The organism is Methylomonas sp. Uni0009, from assembly GCF_054188105.3.
Genome location: NZ_JBTAFN010000001.1, coordinates 153071 through 171493, shown reverse-complemented (window position 1 = coordinate 171493; position 18423 = coordinate 153071). Strand labels below are relative to the sequence as shown.

Genomic DNA, 18423 nt, shown 5'->3' with positions numbered 1-18423 from the left:
AGAATGAAACAACCATGAACGGAAGATGTGATAAAGTTCAATATAATCTGGCATTTAGGAATATTCTGCAACCTGCAGAAATACATGGAAACATGGTCTTTAGCGACTGTTAATCACTAGGTCGGCGGTTCGAGCCCGTCCGGGGGAGCCAAATAATTAAGGCCTCACATGTAAATGTGGGGCTTTTTTTTGCCCGCTCCGGACCTCCGCTGATCCGAGGGACGTCTAGCTTCATCCAGTTCTGTCTATCTGATTCGAATATCCAAATTCGGTTTGGAATCAGATCAGCAACCCATTCAACTTGAAATCGACCTACTGATAAAATCCAGGGCAAGGATTTTTTAATGGGTTTGATAGACTATTACCCATCGGACGCCGTTTCCAATTAATTCTAAGATAGGGAAAGTCACCAAAAATGAGCTACAACGAAGCTGAAACCCGTTATTGGTTGATCGATCCCGTTCTGCGCGATAAAGGCTACGACGACGCCGGCAAGCTAAAATTGGAAACACCTGCACCGGTGGAAGCCATCGGCCACAAAGGCCGCAGACGTCCCGGCGGCGGTCGCACTGATTATCTACTTTGCGTACAAACGCCCGATGCCACCAAACCGCTACCCGTCGGTGTGCTGGAAGCCAAAAAGGAAGAGGCCGACCCGCTGCAAGGCATGCAGCAAGCCAAGGCCTACGCGGAATGCAGTCGCTTTCATGTGCAATACGTATTTGCCACCAACGGCCATCGTTATGGTGAGTTTGATAAAACTACCGGCCTACAAACCGGGCCGCATGCGTTCAAAGAACACTTTCCAACGCACACTGCGCTAACCCAGCGCTACCTCAACGACACCGGCATCGACCTGCATAAACCGGAAGCGGCGCTGTTATTCACCGCCGACAGCAAAGCCTATCCCAAGAGCCGCTATTACCAGGATGCCGCGATTCGCGCCGTGTTCGAGAAGATCCTGCATTGCGAACGGGCACAAAAGCCGTGTCGTGTTTTGCTGGCACTGGCCACCGGCGCTGGTAAAACGGTGATTGCCGCCAACTTGCTGTGGCGCCTGCAACAAGCCCAACGCCTGACCAAACCCGCATTATTTTTGTGCGACCGCGACGAACTGCGCACCCAAGGCTATAACAAACTGAAAGCGGCCTTTGGCGATAGCGCCCGCATCGTCCAAACCGCCAACGGTCAAAACGCCGCCAAAAACGCCCGCGTGCATATCGCCACCTATCAAACCTTGGGTTTGGATGATGAAGAATCCGGCGCCAGCAGTTTTTTAACCGATCACTATCCGCCCGATGCCTTCAGCGTCATCATCATTGACGAATGCCATCGCTCCGCCTGGGGCCGTTGGTCGGAAGTCTTGCTGCGTAATCCTAATGCGGTGCAAATCGGCTTGACCGCCACGCCGCGCCAGTTGCGCGAATCCAAACAGCAAACCGCCGACGATGCGGCCATCACCGCCAACAATCTCAAATACTTCGGCGAACCGGTCTACGAATACACCCTGATCCAAGCGCAAGAAGACGGCTACCTCGCCGCCTGCGAAATCGTCAAACGCCAGGCCAGTATCGACAACATCAGCTATACCAAGCAACAAATACTCGACCTCAAACCCACCGACCTTCACACCGGCAAAGCCATTTGCGAGACGGATTTAAAAAAAGACCTCTACACCGCCAAAGACTTTGACGACGAAATCTTTATCGAACTGCGCACCCCCACCATGTGCGCAGACTTGTTCGAGCAACTCTGCCGCCACGGCGGCCCCGAGCAAAAAGTGATTATTTTCTGCACCCGCGACATTCATGCTGATCGCGTCGTGCAACAGATGAACAACCTGTACAGCCAATGGTGCAAACAGCACGGCAAAACCCCGAAAGACCTGTACGCCTTTAAATGCACCAACAAAGGCGGCCGCGACCTGATCCAGCCCATGCGCGGCTCCGGCGAACGGGCTTTCATCGCCTGCACGGTCGATCTGCTGGCAACCGGCGTCGATATCGAACGCCTCAATGCCGTGGTGTTCTTCCGCTACCTGGAATCCAGCATCTTGTTTTACCAAATGGTCGGACGCGGCACCCGCATCGACGAAGACACCCAAAAATACAAATTTTGGCTTTACGACTACACCGGCGTCACCGACTTATTCGGCACCGATTTCATCACCGCGAACAGCTCGGGCAAAAAGCAAAAGCCGGGCGGCGATGAAGATGACGAGGATGACGACGGCGGTGATGAGGGCGATGGCGGACAAGGCCATCAGTCCTCGGTTGCAGAGATCAAAGGCCAATACGTTAGCGTCACCCCGCAAGGCCGTTACATTCTGACCCGCCGCGACGGCCGCGACGTGCAAATCCCCAGCGACGAATATCGTCGGGAAATCCTGCAACGTGTGGTCAGCGAGGCACACGATCTCAATCAGTTTCGCCAATTGTGGATAGAAGCCAAAAAACGTCGGCAATTGATCGACCATCTGCTGGGGGACCATTACTCGCCGGAAGTACTGCGCGAACTGGAAGACATGCAGGATTTTGATTATTACGACATCTTCGCCCACCACGGCTACCGCGCCCAAGCCTTGAAGCAACCGCAACGCGGTCAGGCGTATATCGACAGCAATCAAGCCTGGTTCGACGCCATGCCAAGCGACAGCGCCATGGTGTTGCGCGGCTTGGGTCAGCAATTCGCGTTGGGTGGCACCGAAGCTTTGGAAACGCCGACGCTGTGGGACGTGCCGGATATTCAGCAGGCGGGTGGTTTGGTGGCGTTGAAAAAATTGGGTAAGTCGGCGGAGGTGATTTTGCAGGCTAAGGGAAGGTTGTTTGGGGTATGAATTTTCAGAAAGTTGATACTCTTTGCGAGTTGGTGAGAGGTAGCAGTCCGAGGCCCCAAGGTGACAAGCGATATTACGGAGGAAATGTACCAAGATTGATGGTTGAAGACGTTACTCGCGACGGGATGTATGTTGTACCAAAGGTGGATTTTTTGACCAACGAAGGTGCTAAGCTCAGTAGACCCATGCTAAAAGGAGACTTGACGATGGTTGTAAGCGGTTCTCCGGGGTTGCCTTCTATTTTAGATGTTGATGCTTGCATCCATGACGGGTTTGTGGGGTTCAGAAATTTAGACCAACGAAAAATTATTACTGAGTTTCTCTACTTTTGGTTTCTATTTCAGCTGGTTGAAACTGATAAACATGCAACAGGCGCTATATTCCGAAATTTAACCACAGATCAAATAAAGAACTTCGATGTACCTATTATCGAAATAGAGAAACAGCATCAGGTCATAAAAAATCTCAAAACCCAACTAGCCAAAGTCGAAACCGCGCGACAGGCTTTAGAAATCCAACAGCAAGAAATTGTCAAACTTGCCAATGCCTATATTCACCAAAGCATCGAGCATTCCAAGGTTAGCGAATGCCCGTTAGGTGATGTTCTGGATGAAGTGAAAAAAGGCATTGGTCAACGTTGGGCCGATTACCCGGTATTGGGTGCAACCCGTGACGGCTTGGCACCGGCCAAGGAGCCGCCGGGCAAACAACCGCAACGCTATAAACCGGTTTTCTCCGGCACCGTGTTTTACAATCCAATGCGTATCCTGATCGGCTCGATTGCCTTTGTCGATGACGACGATCAGCCCGGTATCACCAGCCCGGATTACGTGGCGTTGCAGGGCAAGCCGGGAATAGTCGACTCCCGCTGGTTTTATTACTGGCTACGTTCGCCTTACGGTGTGCAGTGCATCAATTCGCTGGCGCGCGGTGCAGTACGCGAACGGATGTTGTTTAATCGCCTTGCAGAAGGCTTCATTCAACTGCCACCGTATTCCGAGCAAGTCCGAATATCCGCTGCGCTGAAACAATTGCAACCGGTCAAGGCGGCCATTAAACAACAGCTCGACGACTTGAATAAAATCCCGGAACGGTTGCTGGCTAAGGCCTTCGATTTTAATCACGAAAGGAGATCGTCGTGACCACCAAACATATCGCCGAACAGCACCACGCAACCTTCGAGAGCATTCGTCACTTGGATGACGACGGTAATGAGTATTGGCATGCTCGTCAACTGGCTGTTGTGTTGGAATATTCACAATATCGTCATTTCTTGCCGGTTTTAGAACGCGCCAAGGAAGCTTGTAGGAATAGCGGGCAAGACGTTGCCGACCATATTGAGGATGTCCTCACAATGGTCGAAATCGGCTCTGGCGCAAAACGGGAAGTAGCGGATGTACGCTTATCACGCTATGCCTGCTATCTGGTGGTGCAAAACGGCGACCCCAGCAAGCCGGTGATTGCCAATGGCCAAACTTATTTTGCCATGCAGACTCGGCGGCAGGAATTGGCGGATGACGAACAGTTCGCCCGGCTTTCCGAAGATGAAAAACGTTTGGCCATTCGTAATGAGCTGGCTTTACATAACAAACATCTGGCCGCCGCGGCCAAGGATGCCGGGGTGGAAACATCGCTGGATTACGCCATTTTTCAGGATCATGGCTACCGCGGCTTGTATGGTGGGTTGGCGGCCAAGGATATTCACGCTCGTAAAGGTTTGAAAAAAAGCCAGAAAATTCTGGATCACATGGGTAGCACCGAATTGGCCGCAAACTTGTTTCGCGCCACCCAAACCGAAGAAAAACTGAAACGCGACCAAGTCAAAGGTAAACGGCAGGCCAACCAAACGCACTTGGAAGTTGGTAAAAAAGTCCGTCAGACCATTAAGGATTTGGGCGGGACAATGCCGGAATCACTACCTACGCCGGGAAAAAGTATTAAACAAATTGAATCGGCGCGGAAGAAACTGATCAAGTCCGACGATACTAATGAGTAATTTGAATCTATGAGGATAGAAATTATGTTGCAACAACAGCTGATTGAAGAAATCAAACAAATTCCCAGCGATAAGCTGGGCGAGATTTACGATTTGGTGCATTACTTTCGCCTGGGTTTGGAGCGAGAAGCATCGCAGCCTGCCGCTACCGGACAACGACGTCCCATAGGCCTGGCTAAAGCCAGTTTTAAAGTGCCGGATAGTTTTTTTGCACCGTTACCAGCGGATTTGCTGGATGAATTTGAAGGGCGCTAAGTGAAAGTTTTATTGGATACCTGTGCTTTTCTCTGGTTGGCCAGCGATGACGCGGCATTGAGCGAAAAGGCCAAGACCGTGTTTCAAGATCCTGATAACACGGTGTTGTTAAGTAGCGTGTCGATTTGGGAAGTGTTGGTCAAGCATCAGTTGGGAAAGTTGCCACTACCTCTGGCACCCGAAGCGTTTGTTCGCCAACAATGCCGCGACCATTTGATCGATTATCTGCCACTGGATGAAAAGGCCGTTTTCCAATTAAGTCGCTTGCCAACCTTGCACCGCGATCCTTTTGATCGCATGTTGATATGCCAAGCGATGGCGCATGATTTGGTTATTTTGACTGCCGATGGTCTGATTAGCCAGTATCCCGTCGCGACGTTGTGGTGAGAAAAAACATGCTTGAAAAAGTTAAATCGGCACGCCGCGCCAAATCCCCCAAAGCCATCGCCTCCACGCAATCGCTGTCGTCTTTCGTCAAAGCCATTTGCGACGTAATGCGCCGCTCCAATTGCGCCAGCGCTTTGCAATATGTGCCGGAACTGACCTGGATTTTGTTTTTGCGCATTCTCGATGCCCAGGAGCAAAAAGCCCTGGAACAAGCCGAAGCCTTGGGCAACGACTATTCGCCGGCCTTGCGTGCGCCGTATCGCTGGCAGGATTGGGCCGCGCCGTATTCCGATAAGCCGGACGCGCCGAAAACGCCGGAAGGTTAGGTTTGGTTGGAAGCGGCAAGCCTTGTTCGAAGCCGGTGAAGGCAGTTTGTTCGATTTCATCAATAACCAATTGCTGCCGCATCTGCATCGGCTGGATGTCGATCCGCGTACTCAACTGCCTAATGCCAGCGCCAGCCCGAAGCAGCGCGTGATTGGCCGCATCATGACGGCAGTGGAAAAGGTGCGCGTGGATAGCGAAACCAATCTGTGCGATATTTTCGATAAGGTGCATGAAATCCACATCGATCATATCGACGACACCCATTTCTTTACCCTGTCGCAGGTCTATGAAGACTTGCTGCTGAAAATGGGCGAAAAGAACTCGGACGGCGGCCAGTTCTTCACGCCGCGCGAAGTGATTCGGGCGATGGTGAATGTGCTCGATCCGCAGCCGGGCGAAACGGTGTACGACCCCTGTTGCGGCACCGGCGGCTTTTTGGCGGTGGCTTATGAGCATATCGCCCATCAATTGGGGCAGTCGCCGGCCTCGACGGTGTTGGAAACGCTGAAGCACGATACGTTTTTCGGTCGGGAAAAGGAAAATCTGGTGTTTCCCATCGCCTTAGCCAATCTGATTCTGCACGGCATAGACCAGCCCAATCTCTGGCACGGCAACACGCTGACCGGCAAGCAAACCTACGACGGTTTATTCGAGCAAGCGCCGGCAACCTTTGATGTGATCCTGACCAATCCGCCGTTTGGCGGCAAGGAAGGCTCGGACGCGCAGAAAAACTACGATTTTGAAACCGGCTCCACGCAAGTGTTGTTTGTGCAGCATATTCTGGACGAATTGAAAGCGCCGCTGGACGGTAAGCCGGGCGGGCGCTGCGGTATCGTGCTGGACGAGGGTTTGCTGTTTCGCACCAACGAAAGCGCCTTCGTGGAAACCAAACGTAAATTGGTGGATGAATGCGATTTGTGGTGCATCGTTAGTTTGCCGGGTGGGGTGTTTTCCACCGCCGGCGCGGGCGTTAAAACCAATCTGCTGTTTTTCCGGAAAGGCAGCAAAACCGAGCGCATTTGGTATTACGATTTGTCGCAAGTCAAAGTCGGTAAAAAGTCGCCGATGACGTTGGCGCATTTCGGTTTTGATCGACACGGCGGCCTATTGAGCGATGCCGAATTGCCGTCCACACTGACGGCCGACTGGCTGGCGGTGGAAGAAAATAAAGACAAGCTGTTTCCATCATTTGCCCGTTTGCTGGCGAAACACGGCACGCCGGAGGCCGACAGCGATTTTTCCTGGACGGTCGATTTCGCCGCCCGCCGCGCCAAAGCCCGGGCAGACCTACAGCCCTTTATCGACGAAGCCAACCGGCTAACCGAAGAACTTTTGCCGTTACGGGAAATGTTGAAGGCATTGAAACGCGACAAAGCCGGCAAGGACAAAATCGCCGCTGCGGAAGATGCGATTAAAACCAAGGAAAAAGCCATCCGCGAAGCCCAGGCCAAAGCCAGCGACATCGACGCCGCCGTTTTCGACCTGAAAGCTGTGAATCCGCACGCCAAAGCCGTTATTGATACCCGTACCGTGCAGCAGATTATCGACAACATCAATCATCAAGGTGAGATAGTCGCGCGGGCTATGGCGAATTTAGCAGCCATGATCTAACGCTGTGTCGTTCCGAATGCATGGTAATAACCTGGGTTTGTAACATCGAACGAAGGACTTGTGCATTTTGCTCAAGTGCTAGGAATTTTTGTAAATGCTGTTGAACTCGCTTTTTGTCACATTGATGTCATAAGGTATTTGTAAGCTAAAGCTTCAAATAAATAAAAATATGAGTCAGGAAAATGAGCGAATTTTTCAACAAGAAGCCGATGGAGCTTTTGGAGATTGAACAAGTGGTTAACGAATTGATGGAAGACTTGAGCCACCCGGTGAATAACAAAAGACATCCTTACCATCGAGATTGTGTTCAAGCGTTTAATGATTTGATGGCACATGCGGACACTATTCGGCAGCACTGGGCTTCTCATTAGAACGATCTCAAGGCTCTACGGTCATCGGCCATGCTCACGCCAGAAGTAAAGCGCCCGGTTTTGGAGTGGCTGTCGCGTAGGTATAGGATTACGCTAATGATTGTTGTAGATCAAAAAATCCTTTATTTTTAAGGCTATAGTGGCTGCGTCTTCACAGCACAATAGGTTCAGAAATACGATGACGGCAGAGCTGCAACTTAAACGTTACCATGTCTTTTTTGAAGATCTTACGCACCCTGGATTCGGTTGCCATCGCGATGAATCCGGCGTCGTAATGATCACGCTTTATCGATTGCGCTTATCTATTTATGGTCGGACATTCAACCGCCGTTGGAAGTAATCTCTTATCGCACGCTGGACAGCTTCTGCACATCTCGTAGAGGCCATGGCGTGTTGCAGTTCTTGAATCGTGGTATTTAGGGCTTTCAGTTGATGGTTTTGACTGGCTTAGCCATCCCAACTTTCCCGGTAGTAGTCATTGGCTTTTGGCCTGAATCGATTTTTGCCGTGGGCCGGCATCTGTTCGTCTAATTTTCAATGTTGACTATAATTTCCAGCGATTCCAGTTCAGTTTCAGGATACCTGGGGCTTCAAGCCATTGCGGCTGTTCTGGCGGTGCGGCGAATCTTTATTGGGAAGACAAAATCATGGTGAAGCGCTTAACGGGGTATTTATGTGTTGTGTTTTTTACCGGCTGTGCAACGCTTAGCCAACAAGACTGCAAGCGGGGTGATTGGTTTGGTTTAGGGGTTCAAGACGGCCGTTCTGGAGAGGCGAGTGAGCGGTTGAGCGAACACCGAAAGGCATGCTCCGAATACGGTGTGGCGGTTAATGATTCGCAGTATTTTGCTGGCCGCGAACAGGGTATAAGAGAATACTGTCGTATCGATAACGCTTTTGAAGTGGGGTTGCAAGGCCATGATTACCGCCATGTTTGCCCGCCATCGATTGATGGTGTATTCAGCCGCTACCACGCAGCGGCTTACGCTGTACATAGAGAACGCGCCGAACTGGATAGGATAGATAACGAACTTTCCAGCAAAGAAATCAGCTTGGGGGATAACAAATTAAACGACAAAGACCGGGCCAGAATTCGTAACGATATAAGTCAACTGCGGCGTAACCGAGATCGGGCTCGGGATGATCTTTACTACCACGAACGGCAACTCAACGAGTTTCGCCATGAGTCTCAGTCTTATCGCTGAGTGGCTACTTTGGATTCCGGGAGGATTCGTTGCAAGTATCCGAATTAAGCACAGATAACTCGTTAGCAAAACGCGGTATTTGTAACTCAAGACAGGCATTGATAATTTGAATTAACTCTGCCTTTAACTTGCCTGGCAGCGTATTTGCCAGTTGGCCCTAACTTAACTCATTCTCTCGGTTCGGGTTTGCCGCTGCTTAGTCTTTCCTGCTTGTCTTTCTCAAACTCGTGTTTCACGAAAAACAGGCCCCCCATCAAGCCCAACAGCATTACGACTTCCAGTATTTCTCTCATCATTTCAGCCACCTTTCGTTTAGGAAAAAGCCTTGTTACTTCAGTGGGGTGACTAATGATTTTTTGGACGGGCTACAAGAATAAGGTTTTTACAACATTAGTTTCCCTCGTCAGACAGATTACCCTGGGAATTTGCATAGTCAATGATTAACCTGATGGTCAAATTAGCGGCTTACTGCAACAGCGGCAATAAACTCACCATGCCCCAGGCTATGCCGCCGGCGGCGGGAATCGTCAGAACCCAAGCCCAAACAATTCGTTCGATTACGGAAAGTTTCAGGGTATAGGGATTTTTGGCAAAACCGACACCCATGATCGCAGTGGAGATACTATGCGTAGTGGAAACCGGCATGCCGAAATGTGCGGCGGCCAATAGAATGGTGGCGGAGCTGGTTTCCGCCGCGAAGCCGTTGATTGGGTGCAGCTTGACCATTTTGTGGCCAAGGGTTTTGATAATGCGCCAGCCGCCCACCGACGTGCCGAGCGCCATGATCAAGGCGCAACTGAAGACGATCCAGGTGTCGATGTCCTTTTCGCCGCCGTCCGGACGTAGGAACTCCGCCCAACTGGGCAACTGATCGAGCGTGCCGGCGTTATTGGCCGCAAAAATGGCCAGTGCAATGATGCCCATGGTTTTTTGTGCATCGTTACTGCCGTGGGCAAAGCCCATATAACCGGCCGATAGCAATTGTGCTTTTCCGAACAGCGCATTGATCCATCTCGGCCGGGAGATTTGCGCCATGACACCGCCGGCGGAATTCATGCCGCTGATGATCGCCATCAACAAACCCATGATCAAAATGCCCAAGGTAAAGCCGGCAATTGGCGAGCTGATCATCGGAATCACCACTTTCCAGAGTAGGCCTTTGTTTTCGGTCCACACCAATGCGGTTTTCGACCAAATCAACACATCGGGATTATTGTGCCCCGCCGCCAGGGCCGCGCCGCATAAGCCGCCGATCAAGGCGTGGCTGGAAGAAGAGGGCAAGCCTAAGGCCCAGGTGATCAAATTCCAGATAATCGCCCCGGTCAGTGCGCAAATCAACACTTCGGAGGTAATCGTCACCATGCCGGTATCGACCAGCCCTGAGGAAATGGTTTTGGCTACCGCGGTACCGGATAAGGCGCCGACCAGATTGGTCACGGCAGCCAGGATCACCGCCTGGGTGGGGGTTAATACTTTGGTAGCGACTACCGTGGCAATCGAGTTGGCCGTGTCGTGGAAACCGTTGACGAACTCGAATATCAGTGCCGCCAGAATGACCAGCAAAAGCAATGTCAGCATGACGGGGCCACTAAGAATTTTTTAATACGATGTGGTAAACCACGTTGCCGGCATCGCGACAGCGGTCAATGGCTTTTTCCAGGATTTCGAACAAATTGGTTTTTACCAGATAACGGATCGGATCGGTTTCGTTGGCGTAGACGTCGCGATACAGCTCAAGTATCTGTTCGTCGGCTTCCGCTTCAATCGTCTGCAGTTGATCGTTGAGTCTTTTGACTTCGTCCAAATCCATGCCTTTGCGCAGTTGACCAACCATTTGTTCCAAAACTTGGCAGGCTTGTTCCAGCATGACAGCGCGGCTGTTGAAATCGACATCGCCGATTCGCTGCGACGCCAGCGTATAACGCTCGGCAAATTTTTCGACGACTTTCGGAATCTTATACAGCGCGCCGTTTAAGGCTTCGATATCCTCGCGGTCCAGGACGGTCACGAAGGTATTGACTAATTCCTCGCTGATTTGGCCGAATAAATTCTTTTCCCGGCGCCGCGCCTGTTTAAATTTTTCTAATGACTGTTGGGTGGTGGGTGTGCTTAGTAGTTCTATCAAGGCTTTGGCCGAGGCGTGTGCCGATTCCGCACTAGCTTCAAGCAATCCATAAAATTTATCGCCTTTGCCAAAGATGGTTTGTAGAGAGAACATGGTGTACCTTAATTGTGACGGTTTTGTTGCATATTGTATAACAGCGTGGCGGCATGTGCAGAAACTGTCGGCAATTTGCCGGCCGCATGCGTAGCGGATGTCATCCGGCGCTAAACTGCCAAGCGCGGGTTAATCGCGTTTTTGCAAAATGTCCTTAACCGCGCGTATTGCCGATAGGCTGGCGCCGTTGGAGTGGCTGTCCTCGGTAAAGTCTCCGGCAAAATAGACGCGGCCCTGCGGTTTTCTTAACGACTCAGACAGGCTATCGAAGCGCGACCGGCCGACCGGCCATGATGCTATCGCGCGCGGATGGTAACGGTAAAAATTCATCCGTTTGACCGACTCCCGGAAGCCCGGCCACTGTTTGTCAAACGCCGCCAGCAACGCTTCGCGAATCTGGTCCGGATCGCTCATCCGCGAGTTAAACCGTTCTGCGTCCGCACCGCTAACCAATAAATTCAACAGCGCATCGGCGCCGGATTTTGATCCACCCGCATAAATTACCCCCAAAGGACTGTCGGTCATAATCGGCAGTATGCTGTCGCCGTCGCGGGTCCAGAAGCTGCTGGCGGCCTTATCCACCGTGACGTGCGCCGTAAAGTAGGCGCCAGCCGATTGGGTTTGGATAGCCTGTTTTCGCTCGGCGCTCAACGGCGGAGCGAACTGAATGTCGTTGAGCCGGAATAATGGAATGGCAGTGATCACGTATTTGGCGCGGAATAGCTTTTGCCGCAGACTGCTTTGGTCGGACGTAAGCACTTCCACATTTTTATCGGTGGCGGTGATATGAGTGACTTGCTGGTTGAGCAGGATGCGGTCCCGGCCGATAAAATCGGCCAGCGCCCGCACGGCGCGTTGATTGCCGCCGACTACATGGCGTGGCGCCAGACCGTCGCCGGAAAAATAATGCCATTCGGCAATGCCATCCAGCGCGCTGATTTTTCGCCAGGAGGTGGCGTATTCCGGTTCGGTTTCGATGCGCACCAACTCTTGGGCCTTGGGCGACAGGCCGCTGGTGCTTTCGATCCAGTCGGCGAAGGAAATTTCTTGCAGCGCGAGCATCGCCTCGGGCAAAGGCCGTAAAGCCAATTGCCGGTAAAGCTCGGCCATTTTGGCGTCCCAGCGTTGATAGGCTTGCAATTCGTCGCTATCCAACACCGATGCCAGAAACTCCTGATTGGTATTTTGCGTAAACGGATACAGCTTGCCCTGGTAATAAAAACTGGAAAAACTGCTGTAAGCCGTTTCCATCGGCACATGCAAATCCCGGAAAATCTCGATAGCCGGGTTATTTTCCCAAAACTCTTCCAAACCCACTTCGGCATACGTGCCGTCTGGGTAAGCCGCGGTGCGGATGCGGCCGCCAACACGCGGACTCATTTCCAAAATCACGGCAGTTTTGCCGGCCTTCTTTAAATGATAGGCCGCACTTAAACCCGACAGGCCGGCGCCGACGATCAACACATCGGCGCTAAGTGGTTCGGCGGCTAAGGTAACGGAGCGCAGGCTTAGCGACAGGGCCAACGCAATGAAATAGATGGAACGGTTGAGTTGCTTGAGGGATAGGGTGGTCATCGGCGTCGCCTCTGCGTGTTTATGGGTTGCCAGCCGTTTGCCGTTGGAATTGGCAGCGAATTCTCGCTACGGTACGAGCCAAATATTGCAGGCAAATGACTTGATGGTAACTAAAGGTCCGCCACCGGCTATGTCACATAATAGTCACAAACTTGTCGTATTCTCGCGTTTTACCCCATCGTAAGCTGCCCAACTGATGAAATATTCCGCAACCGCACACGGCAAAAGCTTTCATTTTCGCGATTTGCGTGTCTTGTTGGCTAAGGCTACGCCGCGCCGGGCAGCGGATGAATTGGCCGGTTTGGCGGCGGATTCCGAAGTCGAGCGTGCGGTCGCGCAGCAGGTTTTGGCCGAGGTACCCTTGCGGCGATTTATCGAAGAGCCATTGCTGGCCCCGGAGCGAGACGAAGTTTCCCGCTTGATTCTGGAGCGCCATGATCCGCAGCGGTTTGCGCCGATTGCGAATTTAAGCGTGGGCGAATTTCGCGATTGGCTGTTAACCGAGGATAACGATTTGGCGGCAATCTCGGCCGGGCTGACGCCGGAAATGGTGGCCGCGGTCAGCAAAATCATGCGCAACCAGGATTTGATTGCCGTGGCGCGCCGTTGCCGGGTGGTTACCCGCTTTCGCAGCACCATCGGCTTGCCGGGCCGCTTATCTACCCGCCTGCAACCCAATCATCCAACCGACGATCCGCGCGGTATCGCCGCCAGCATTCTGGATGGTTTGCTTTACGGCAGCGGGGATGCGGTGATCGGCATCAATCCCGCCACCGACAATCTGCACAACGTCCACAGCTTGTTAAATTTGCTGGACGAGATCATTGCTCAGTATCAAATTCCCACCCAGTCTTGCGTACTAGCCCACGTGACCACCAGCATGGAATTGATGCGGCGCGGTGCGCCGCTGGATTTGCTGTTTCAATCCATCGCCGGCACCGAAGCGGCTAATCGTAGTTTCGGTGTCGACCTGGCAATGCTCCGCGAAGCGAAGGCCATGGCGGAAAACTTGGGCCGTGCGAGTGTAGGCCAACAGTTGATGTATTTCGAAACCGGGCAGGGCAGCGCCTTATCCGCCAACGCGCATCACGGTATCGATGCGCAAACCTGCGAGGCGCGGGCTTATGCGGTCGCCAGGGCGTTCGATCCGTTGCTGGTCAACACCGTGGTCGGCTTCATCGGTCCGGAATATTTATACGATGGCAAGCAAATCATCCGCGCCGGTCTGGAGGATCATTTTTGCGGCAAGTTGCTGGGTGTGCCGATGGGCTGCGATATTTGTTACACCAACCATGCCGAGGCCGATCAGAACGATATGGATACCCTGCTGACGCTGCTGGGAGTGGCCGGCTGCAACTTTATAATGGGCATACCCGGTGCCGACGACGTAATGCTGGCGTATCAAAGTACTTCGTTTCACGATGCGTTGTATCTACGACAAGTATTGGGCTTGCGGCCGGCGCCGGAGTTCGAGGCTTGGTTGGAGCGGATGGGTATTTTCGACGGTCAAAACCGCTTGGCCGCGGCGCGTAACGCCACACCATTGCTGGCCAACTTTCATGGCTTGCCGCGGGCTTAACGATGAACGATCCGTGGATTAGCTTACGGCAATTTACCCAGGCCAGAATTGCCCAAGGCCGCGCCGGTTGTAGTCTGCCGACGGCAGCGCTATTGGAATTTCAATTGGCCCACGCGGCCGCGCGGGATGCTGTGCATCAAGTTTGGGATGTGGTGACATTTGCCGAAGGCTTGGAAAGCTTGGATTTGGAGCCGCTGGTACTTGCCACGCCGGTCGCCAGCCGCGCCCAGTACCTGCAACGTCCCGATTGGGGGCGTTGCCTGGCACTGGCCAGCCGGGAACACCTGATGGCTCGCAGCCGACCCTCAATCGACGTCGCCTTAATTGTCAGCAATGGCTTGTCGTCCGCCGCCCTGGATACGCACGGCTTGCCCTTGCTCAGCGCCATCGTTGCTGCTTACCGGGCCGCCAAGCTGCGGTTGGGGCCGGTGTGTTTGGTGCCCAATGGCCGGGTGGCCTTGGCCGACGAAATCGGTGGATTATTGAACGCGCGCCTGGCTGTCATCATCGTCGGCGAGCGGCCCGGTCTAAGCGCCGCTGACAGCCTGGGGATTTACCTGACCTACGCCCCGCAAGTCGGCAACACCGACGCCGAACGCAACTGCATCTCCAACATTCGCCCGCCCGCCGGCCTGAGCTACAGCGCCGCGGCTGCCAAACTGGTTTATTTGAGCAAGCAGGCGCTGCAACTGGGTTTTTCGGGGGTAGCGTTGAAAGACGATATGCCGGCGCAGTGGCTTACCGAGATTGGCAGCGCGGAGTTGTTAAACAAACTCTGAACCAGTTGATTACGCCAAGGCAAATGTGGCTCGGCAACTGCTCCCGCATCCTGACAGTCGACACGATGTGCCATTTTCTGTTCGAATCGGCGGAAGATTTCATGGCCGCTTTCATGTCGCATGCCGACGGATTAAGCCGATTTAGGACCGGTGATGCAGTTCCACGATGTGTTGATTTCGGCGCAAGCCTGCGACTTGACGAGACTTGATCAATGATGGCCGGAGAGATGATTGGCCGATTGGGCTGTCATAGCTCGCTGAACCTGTGCTTTCGTCGCAATGCAATTGGCCGCTATTGCAGTTGGAACGGGCGGCTAGAAAGGGTCCAAAAACACCGGCGCTTTGCCGAACTCGGTTTTGTATTCGCCGTTTGGCACGTACCAACCGGGGCCTTGAGAGCCACCATGCCAGGACACGCGCTTGCCGTCCGTCGCCCATTGATCGAGCTTCTCGCCGCTTTTGGTCAGATAGTCGGATGCGTAACAAACGGTATTTAGCCAAGGGTCGATGATTAGCCAGGATTGCGCGATCTTGCGGCTGGTGAAATCGGCTGTAGACGCATACTTACGTGCTGTATCCGGGATCGCTTCCTGCGAAACCAAACAAAAAGCGTGGTCGCCTTTGCCGTAAACGATGCCGATATAGAGTAAGTCGCGCTTGATATTGTAGATTTTCTTAGTGTAGTAAGCGCTCAAGGCTGCCATCTCTCCGCAGTTGCCCGAGCGGTCCGCAATAGTCATCTTCACCAATTTCTCGGCCAACTCCAAGTGTGACGTGGCGCCATTCAGCCTGTGTTTGGCAGACTCGTCGGCTTCCAGCCATCGGGTCATGCCTTTAGCGCTCATATTCGCCAAAACGGCAGAACCGGCAAGATCGACGTCGTAAAGCTTGTTACTGGATTTATGGCCTTTTTTAAAGAACTCTCTGACTAGAACCTTGATTTTTTCGCCTTCGTCCACCAGCATGGTTGTACCCTCTAGAGTTTGATTCTTGGCAATTGCAAGCGCCCCGCTTTCCGCTGTCCCGGTAGGCAAACGGGCGGGCCTCACGCCGGGTATTGCGTTCTCGGCGTTGTGTCGTAAGTATAGTTGAAACCCGAATGGTTTATGGGAGTCTCTAAAAATCCACGATTGTTTTGGTAAGCGGTTCGGGCAGATTTACCGTTGATTCGTCCTTCACGAGTTCGTTTACCGTTATCGATAACACCCCAGGTTATCGAGCCGTCACACCATTCATCAAATTGTCACCGAGCGGTTTTAGACTCCGGCGTTGCCGACTCGTTCACGTTTTTTGTCTTAAAGCCTTGGAGACCCTCATGAAATTCAAAGTAGTTCGATTAACCGCCGTCGCGACGCTGGTCGCTCTGGGCGGTAAAGCGCAAGCGGCATTGCCCAACGGCGTGGCCGCGGGCGACGTCAGCCAAACTTCCGCCGTACTGTGGGGAAGGTCCAATACCGCCGGTGATTTATATTTCCAGTACGCGACCGATAGCGCTTTTACGCAGAATGTCGGTTCCAGCTTTAAGACCGTGAATGACCCGCTGGCGCCGGTCAAATGGGATGTCTCGGGTTTGTCCGCGGATACTACCTATTACTATCGTGCTATCGATAGCGTTGGTGCGATAGCCCGCGGCCAATTTAAAACCGCTGCGGCATTGGGTAACACCACTGGTCTGCGCTTTGGTGTATCCGGCGATTGGCGCGGTGAATTACTACCGTATCCGGCCGTGAAAAACGCCAGCCAGCGAAACCTGGATTTTTTTGTGGCGATGGGCGATACCATTTACGGCGACGTGGCCTCCAACGTCAACGGCGGCCAACAACAAGCGCAATCCCTGGCCGACTACCGCAACAAGCACGCGGAAGTGTATAGCGCCAAGGGCGGCATGAACGGCTTGGCCGATCTGCGCCAATCGACCGCCGTGTTTGCCACGATAGACGACCACGAAGTGACCAACGACTTCGCCGGCGGCGCCGATGTCGCCACCGACGCGCGTTTCAATGCCGATCCGGCCGGCACTCGGATCAATGACAGTACCTTGTACAACAATGGTATCCAGGCTTTTCAGGAATACAATCCGCTGCGCAACGAGACTTACGGCGCCACCGGCGACATTCGCACGGCCGGCGAAGTCAAGTTGTACCGCAACCAAACCTTCGGCAATGACGCGGCCTTGATGGTGTTGGATGCGCGCTCGTTTCGCGACAAAGAACTAGCCGATGCGAATCCTTTAAGCCAAGCTTCGGTTGGCGGCTTTTTGGCCAACTCGTTCGACCCGAGCCGGACCATGCTGGGCAAGCAGCAAATCGCCGACCTGAAAGCCGATCTGCTGTCAGCTGAGCAAAATGACGTCACCTGGAAATTTATCGCTGTCACTGAGCCAATGCAAAACCTGGGGGTGGTTGGTGCTGGCGACCGCTTTGAAGGCTATGCCGCCGAACGTACCGAAATCCTGAAGTTTATCGACGACAACAAAATCGATAACGTGGTGTTCCTGTCGGCCGACATTCACGGTACTTTGGTGAATAACCTGACTTATCAACTCACACCGTTCGGTGAGCAAAAAGCCACCAACGCCTTCGAAATCACCACCGGTTCCGTAGCCTATGACGCGCCGTTTGGCCCAACAGTCGCGCAATTGGCGGCCGCGGTAGGTTTATTGACGCCGCAACAAAAAGCCTTCTACGACACATTGCCCAGCATTGCCGCCAAGGACAGTTTCATCAAGTCGGTAACCAATGGCGCTTTGACGCCGCTGGGTTACGACCCGCTGGGCTTGGATGCCAATCTGGCTAGCGCCGACGGCAAAATCCAGGCCGAATTGCTGCAAGGCGATTACGTCGCCACGCACACCTTTGGCTGGACCGAGTTTGAAATCGATCAGGTCACTCAACAACTGCTGGTCACCACCTATGGCATTCCCGCCTACAACGTCGGCGATATTGCCAACGATTTGAGCGGCATCGTCAACCGCACGCCACAAATCGTCAGCCAGTTCAGAATCACGCCAAGCTCTGTACAACCCGTACCGGTTCCCGGCGCGGCCTGGTTGTTTGGTAGCTCTTTATTGGGTCTGGCGTTTGGCAAACGCAAAAAAGCCTAGTTAAGTGGGCGGCAGGGGATGTCTGTCAGTTGCCGCATTATCTGCAACAGCAACTGCGGATTGAGGTTTTTCGCAGAACATCAGCTGTTTTGCTGGGGACTAGTGTATCGAAGCACATGCGGTGGTGGATTGACTGCTGGCGCGGATGCCTCGGCGATATGGTCTTAATGTTTTGTCTGTA

At 53.1% G+C, this 18423-nt stretch carries 17 protein-coding genes; 12 read left to right on the top strand and 5 right to left on the bottom strand.

What is annotated here, in order from left to right; all coding sequences use genetic code 11:
* Nucleotides 1-415: 415 nt before the first annotated feature.
* The 9 genes from ACWAU0_RS00830 to ACWAU0_RS00790 all read left to right on the top strand — a co-directional run bounded on the left by ACWAU0_RS00830 (nt 416) and on the right by ACWAU0_RS00790 (nt 8988).
* Nucleotides 416-2836, top strand: a complete 2421-nt coding sequence (locus ACWAU0_RS00830) for a DEAD/DEAH box helicase family protein (RefSeq protein WP_458138061.1) — start codon at nt 416-418, stop codon at nt 2834-2836.
* Nucleotides 2833-3978, top strand: a complete 1146-nt coding sequence (locus tag ACWAU0_RS00825; protein ID WP_458138060.1) for a restriction endonuclease subunit S — start codon at nt 2833-2835, stop codon at nt 3976-3978. The genes ACWAU0_RS00830 and ACWAU0_RS00825 overlap by 4 nt, the downstream gene beginning before the upstream one ends.
* A complete protein-coding gene (dinD, locus tag ACWAU0_RS00820) occupies nt 3975-4832 on the top strand; it encodes a DNA damage-inducible protein D (RefSeq protein WP_319962892.1) in 858 nt (285 codons plus the stop codon). The genes ACWAU0_RS00825 and dinD overlap by 4 nt, the downstream gene beginning before the upstream one ends.
* A gap of 24 nt (nt 4833-4856) precedes the next feature.
* Nucleotides 4857-5087: a hypothetical protein gene (locus ACWAU0_RS00815; RefSeq protein WP_033157925.1), complete on the top strand. Its 231-nt coding sequence runs from the start codon at nt 4857-4859 to the stop codon at nt 5085-5087.
* Nucleotides 5088-5474: a type II toxin-antitoxin system VapC family toxin gene (locus ACWAU0_RS00810; RefSeq protein WP_319962893.1), complete on the top strand. Its 387-nt coding sequence runs from the start codon at nt 5088-5090 to the stop codon at nt 5472-5474.
* Nucleotides 5475-5482: 8 nt separating this feature from the next.
* Nucleotides 5483-5800, top strand: a complete 318-nt coding sequence (locus ACWAU0_RS00805; protein WP_458138059.1) for a type I restriction-modification system subunit M N-terminal domain-containing protein — start codon at nt 5483-5485, stop codon at nt 5798-5800.
* A gap of 22 nt (nt 5801-5822) precedes the next feature.
* Complete coding sequence (locus ACWAU0_RS00800; RefSeq protein WP_458138058.1) at nt 5823-7412, top strand: HsdM family class I SAM-dependent methyltransferase; 1590 nt, start codon at nt 5823-5825, stop codon at nt 7410-7412.
* 182 nt (nt 7413-7594) lie between these two features.
* Nucleotides 7595-7783, top strand: coding sequence for a hypothetical protein (locus tag ACWAU0_RS00795; RefSeq protein WP_033157922.1), 189 nt, complete (start codon nt 7595-7597; stop codon nt 7781-7783).
* Between the two features lie 647 nt (nt 7784-8430).
* Nucleotides 8431-8988, top strand: coding sequence for a DUF2799 domain-containing protein (locus ACWAU0_RS00790; RefSeq protein WP_165385930.1), 558 nt, complete (start codon nt 8431-8433; stop codon nt 8986-8988).
* Nucleotides 8989-9155: 167 nt separating this feature from the next.
* Here the strand turns inward: ACWAU0_RS00790 and ACWAU0_RS00785 are convergent, their stop codons facing one another.
* The 4 genes from ACWAU0_RS00785 to ACWAU0_RS00770 all read right to left on the bottom strand — a co-directional run bounded on the left by ACWAU0_RS00785 (nt 9156) and on the right by ACWAU0_RS00770 (nt 12781).
* Complete coding sequence (locus ACWAU0_RS00785; protein ID WP_306790002.1) at nt 9156-9284, bottom strand: hypothetical protein; 129 nt, start codon at nt 9282-9284, stop codon at nt 9156-9158.
* Between the two features lie 169 nt (nt 9285-9453).
* The gene (locus tag ACWAU0_RS00780; protein ID WP_033157921.1) at nt 9454-10566 is read right to left on the bottom strand and encodes an inorganic phosphate transporter; all 1113 of its coding nucleotides are present in this window, start codon (nt 10564-10566) and stop codon (nt 9454-9456) included.
* A gap of 10 nt (nt 10567-10576) precedes the next feature.
* Complete coding sequence (locus ACWAU0_RS00775; protein WP_458138057.1) at nt 10577-11206, bottom strand: DUF47 domain-containing protein; 630 nt, start codon at nt 11204-11206, stop codon at nt 10577-10579.
* 129 nt (nt 11207-11335) lie between these two features.
* Nucleotides 11336-12781, bottom strand: a complete 1446-nt coding sequence (locus tag ACWAU0_RS00770) for a flavin monoamine oxidase family protein (protein WP_458138056.1) — start codon at nt 12779-12781, stop codon at nt 11336-11338.
* A 196-nt stretch (nt 12782-12977) separates the two neighbouring features.
* Between ACWAU0_RS00770 and ACWAU0_RS00765 the strand changes: the two genes are divergently transcribed.
* Together ACWAU0_RS00765 and eutC are read left to right on the top strand one after the other, a co-directional pair.
* Entirely contained in the window at nt 12978-14360 is a 1383-nt protein-coding gene (locus ACWAU0_RS00765; protein ID WP_458138055.1) for an ethanolamine ammonia-lyase subunit EutB, read from the top strand.
* Between the two features lie 2 nt (nt 14361-14362).
* Entirely contained in the window at nt 14363-15139 is a 777-nt protein-coding gene (gene eutC / locus ACWAU0_RS00760; protein WP_319962899.1) for an ethanolamine ammonia-lyase subunit EutC, read from the top strand.
* A 314-nt stretch (nt 15140-15453) separates the two neighbouring features.
* Here eutC and ACWAU0_RS00755 read toward each other — a convergent pair whose 3' ends face one another.
* Nucleotides 15454-16104 carry a hypothetical protein gene (locus tag ACWAU0_RS00755; RefSeq protein ID WP_319962900.1) on the bottom strand — a complete coding sequence of 217 codons (651 nt, stop codon included), beginning with the start codon at nt 16102-16104 and terminating at the stop codon, nt 15454-15456.
* A gap of 350 nt (nt 16105-16454) precedes the next feature.
* Between ACWAU0_RS00755 and ACWAU0_RS00750 the strand changes: the two genes are divergently transcribed.
* Entirely contained in the window at nt 16455-18242 is a 1788-nt protein-coding gene (locus ACWAU0_RS00750; protein ID WP_458138054.1) for an alkaline phosphatase D family protein, read from the top strand.
* Nucleotides 18243-18423 lie beyond the last annotated feature (181 nt).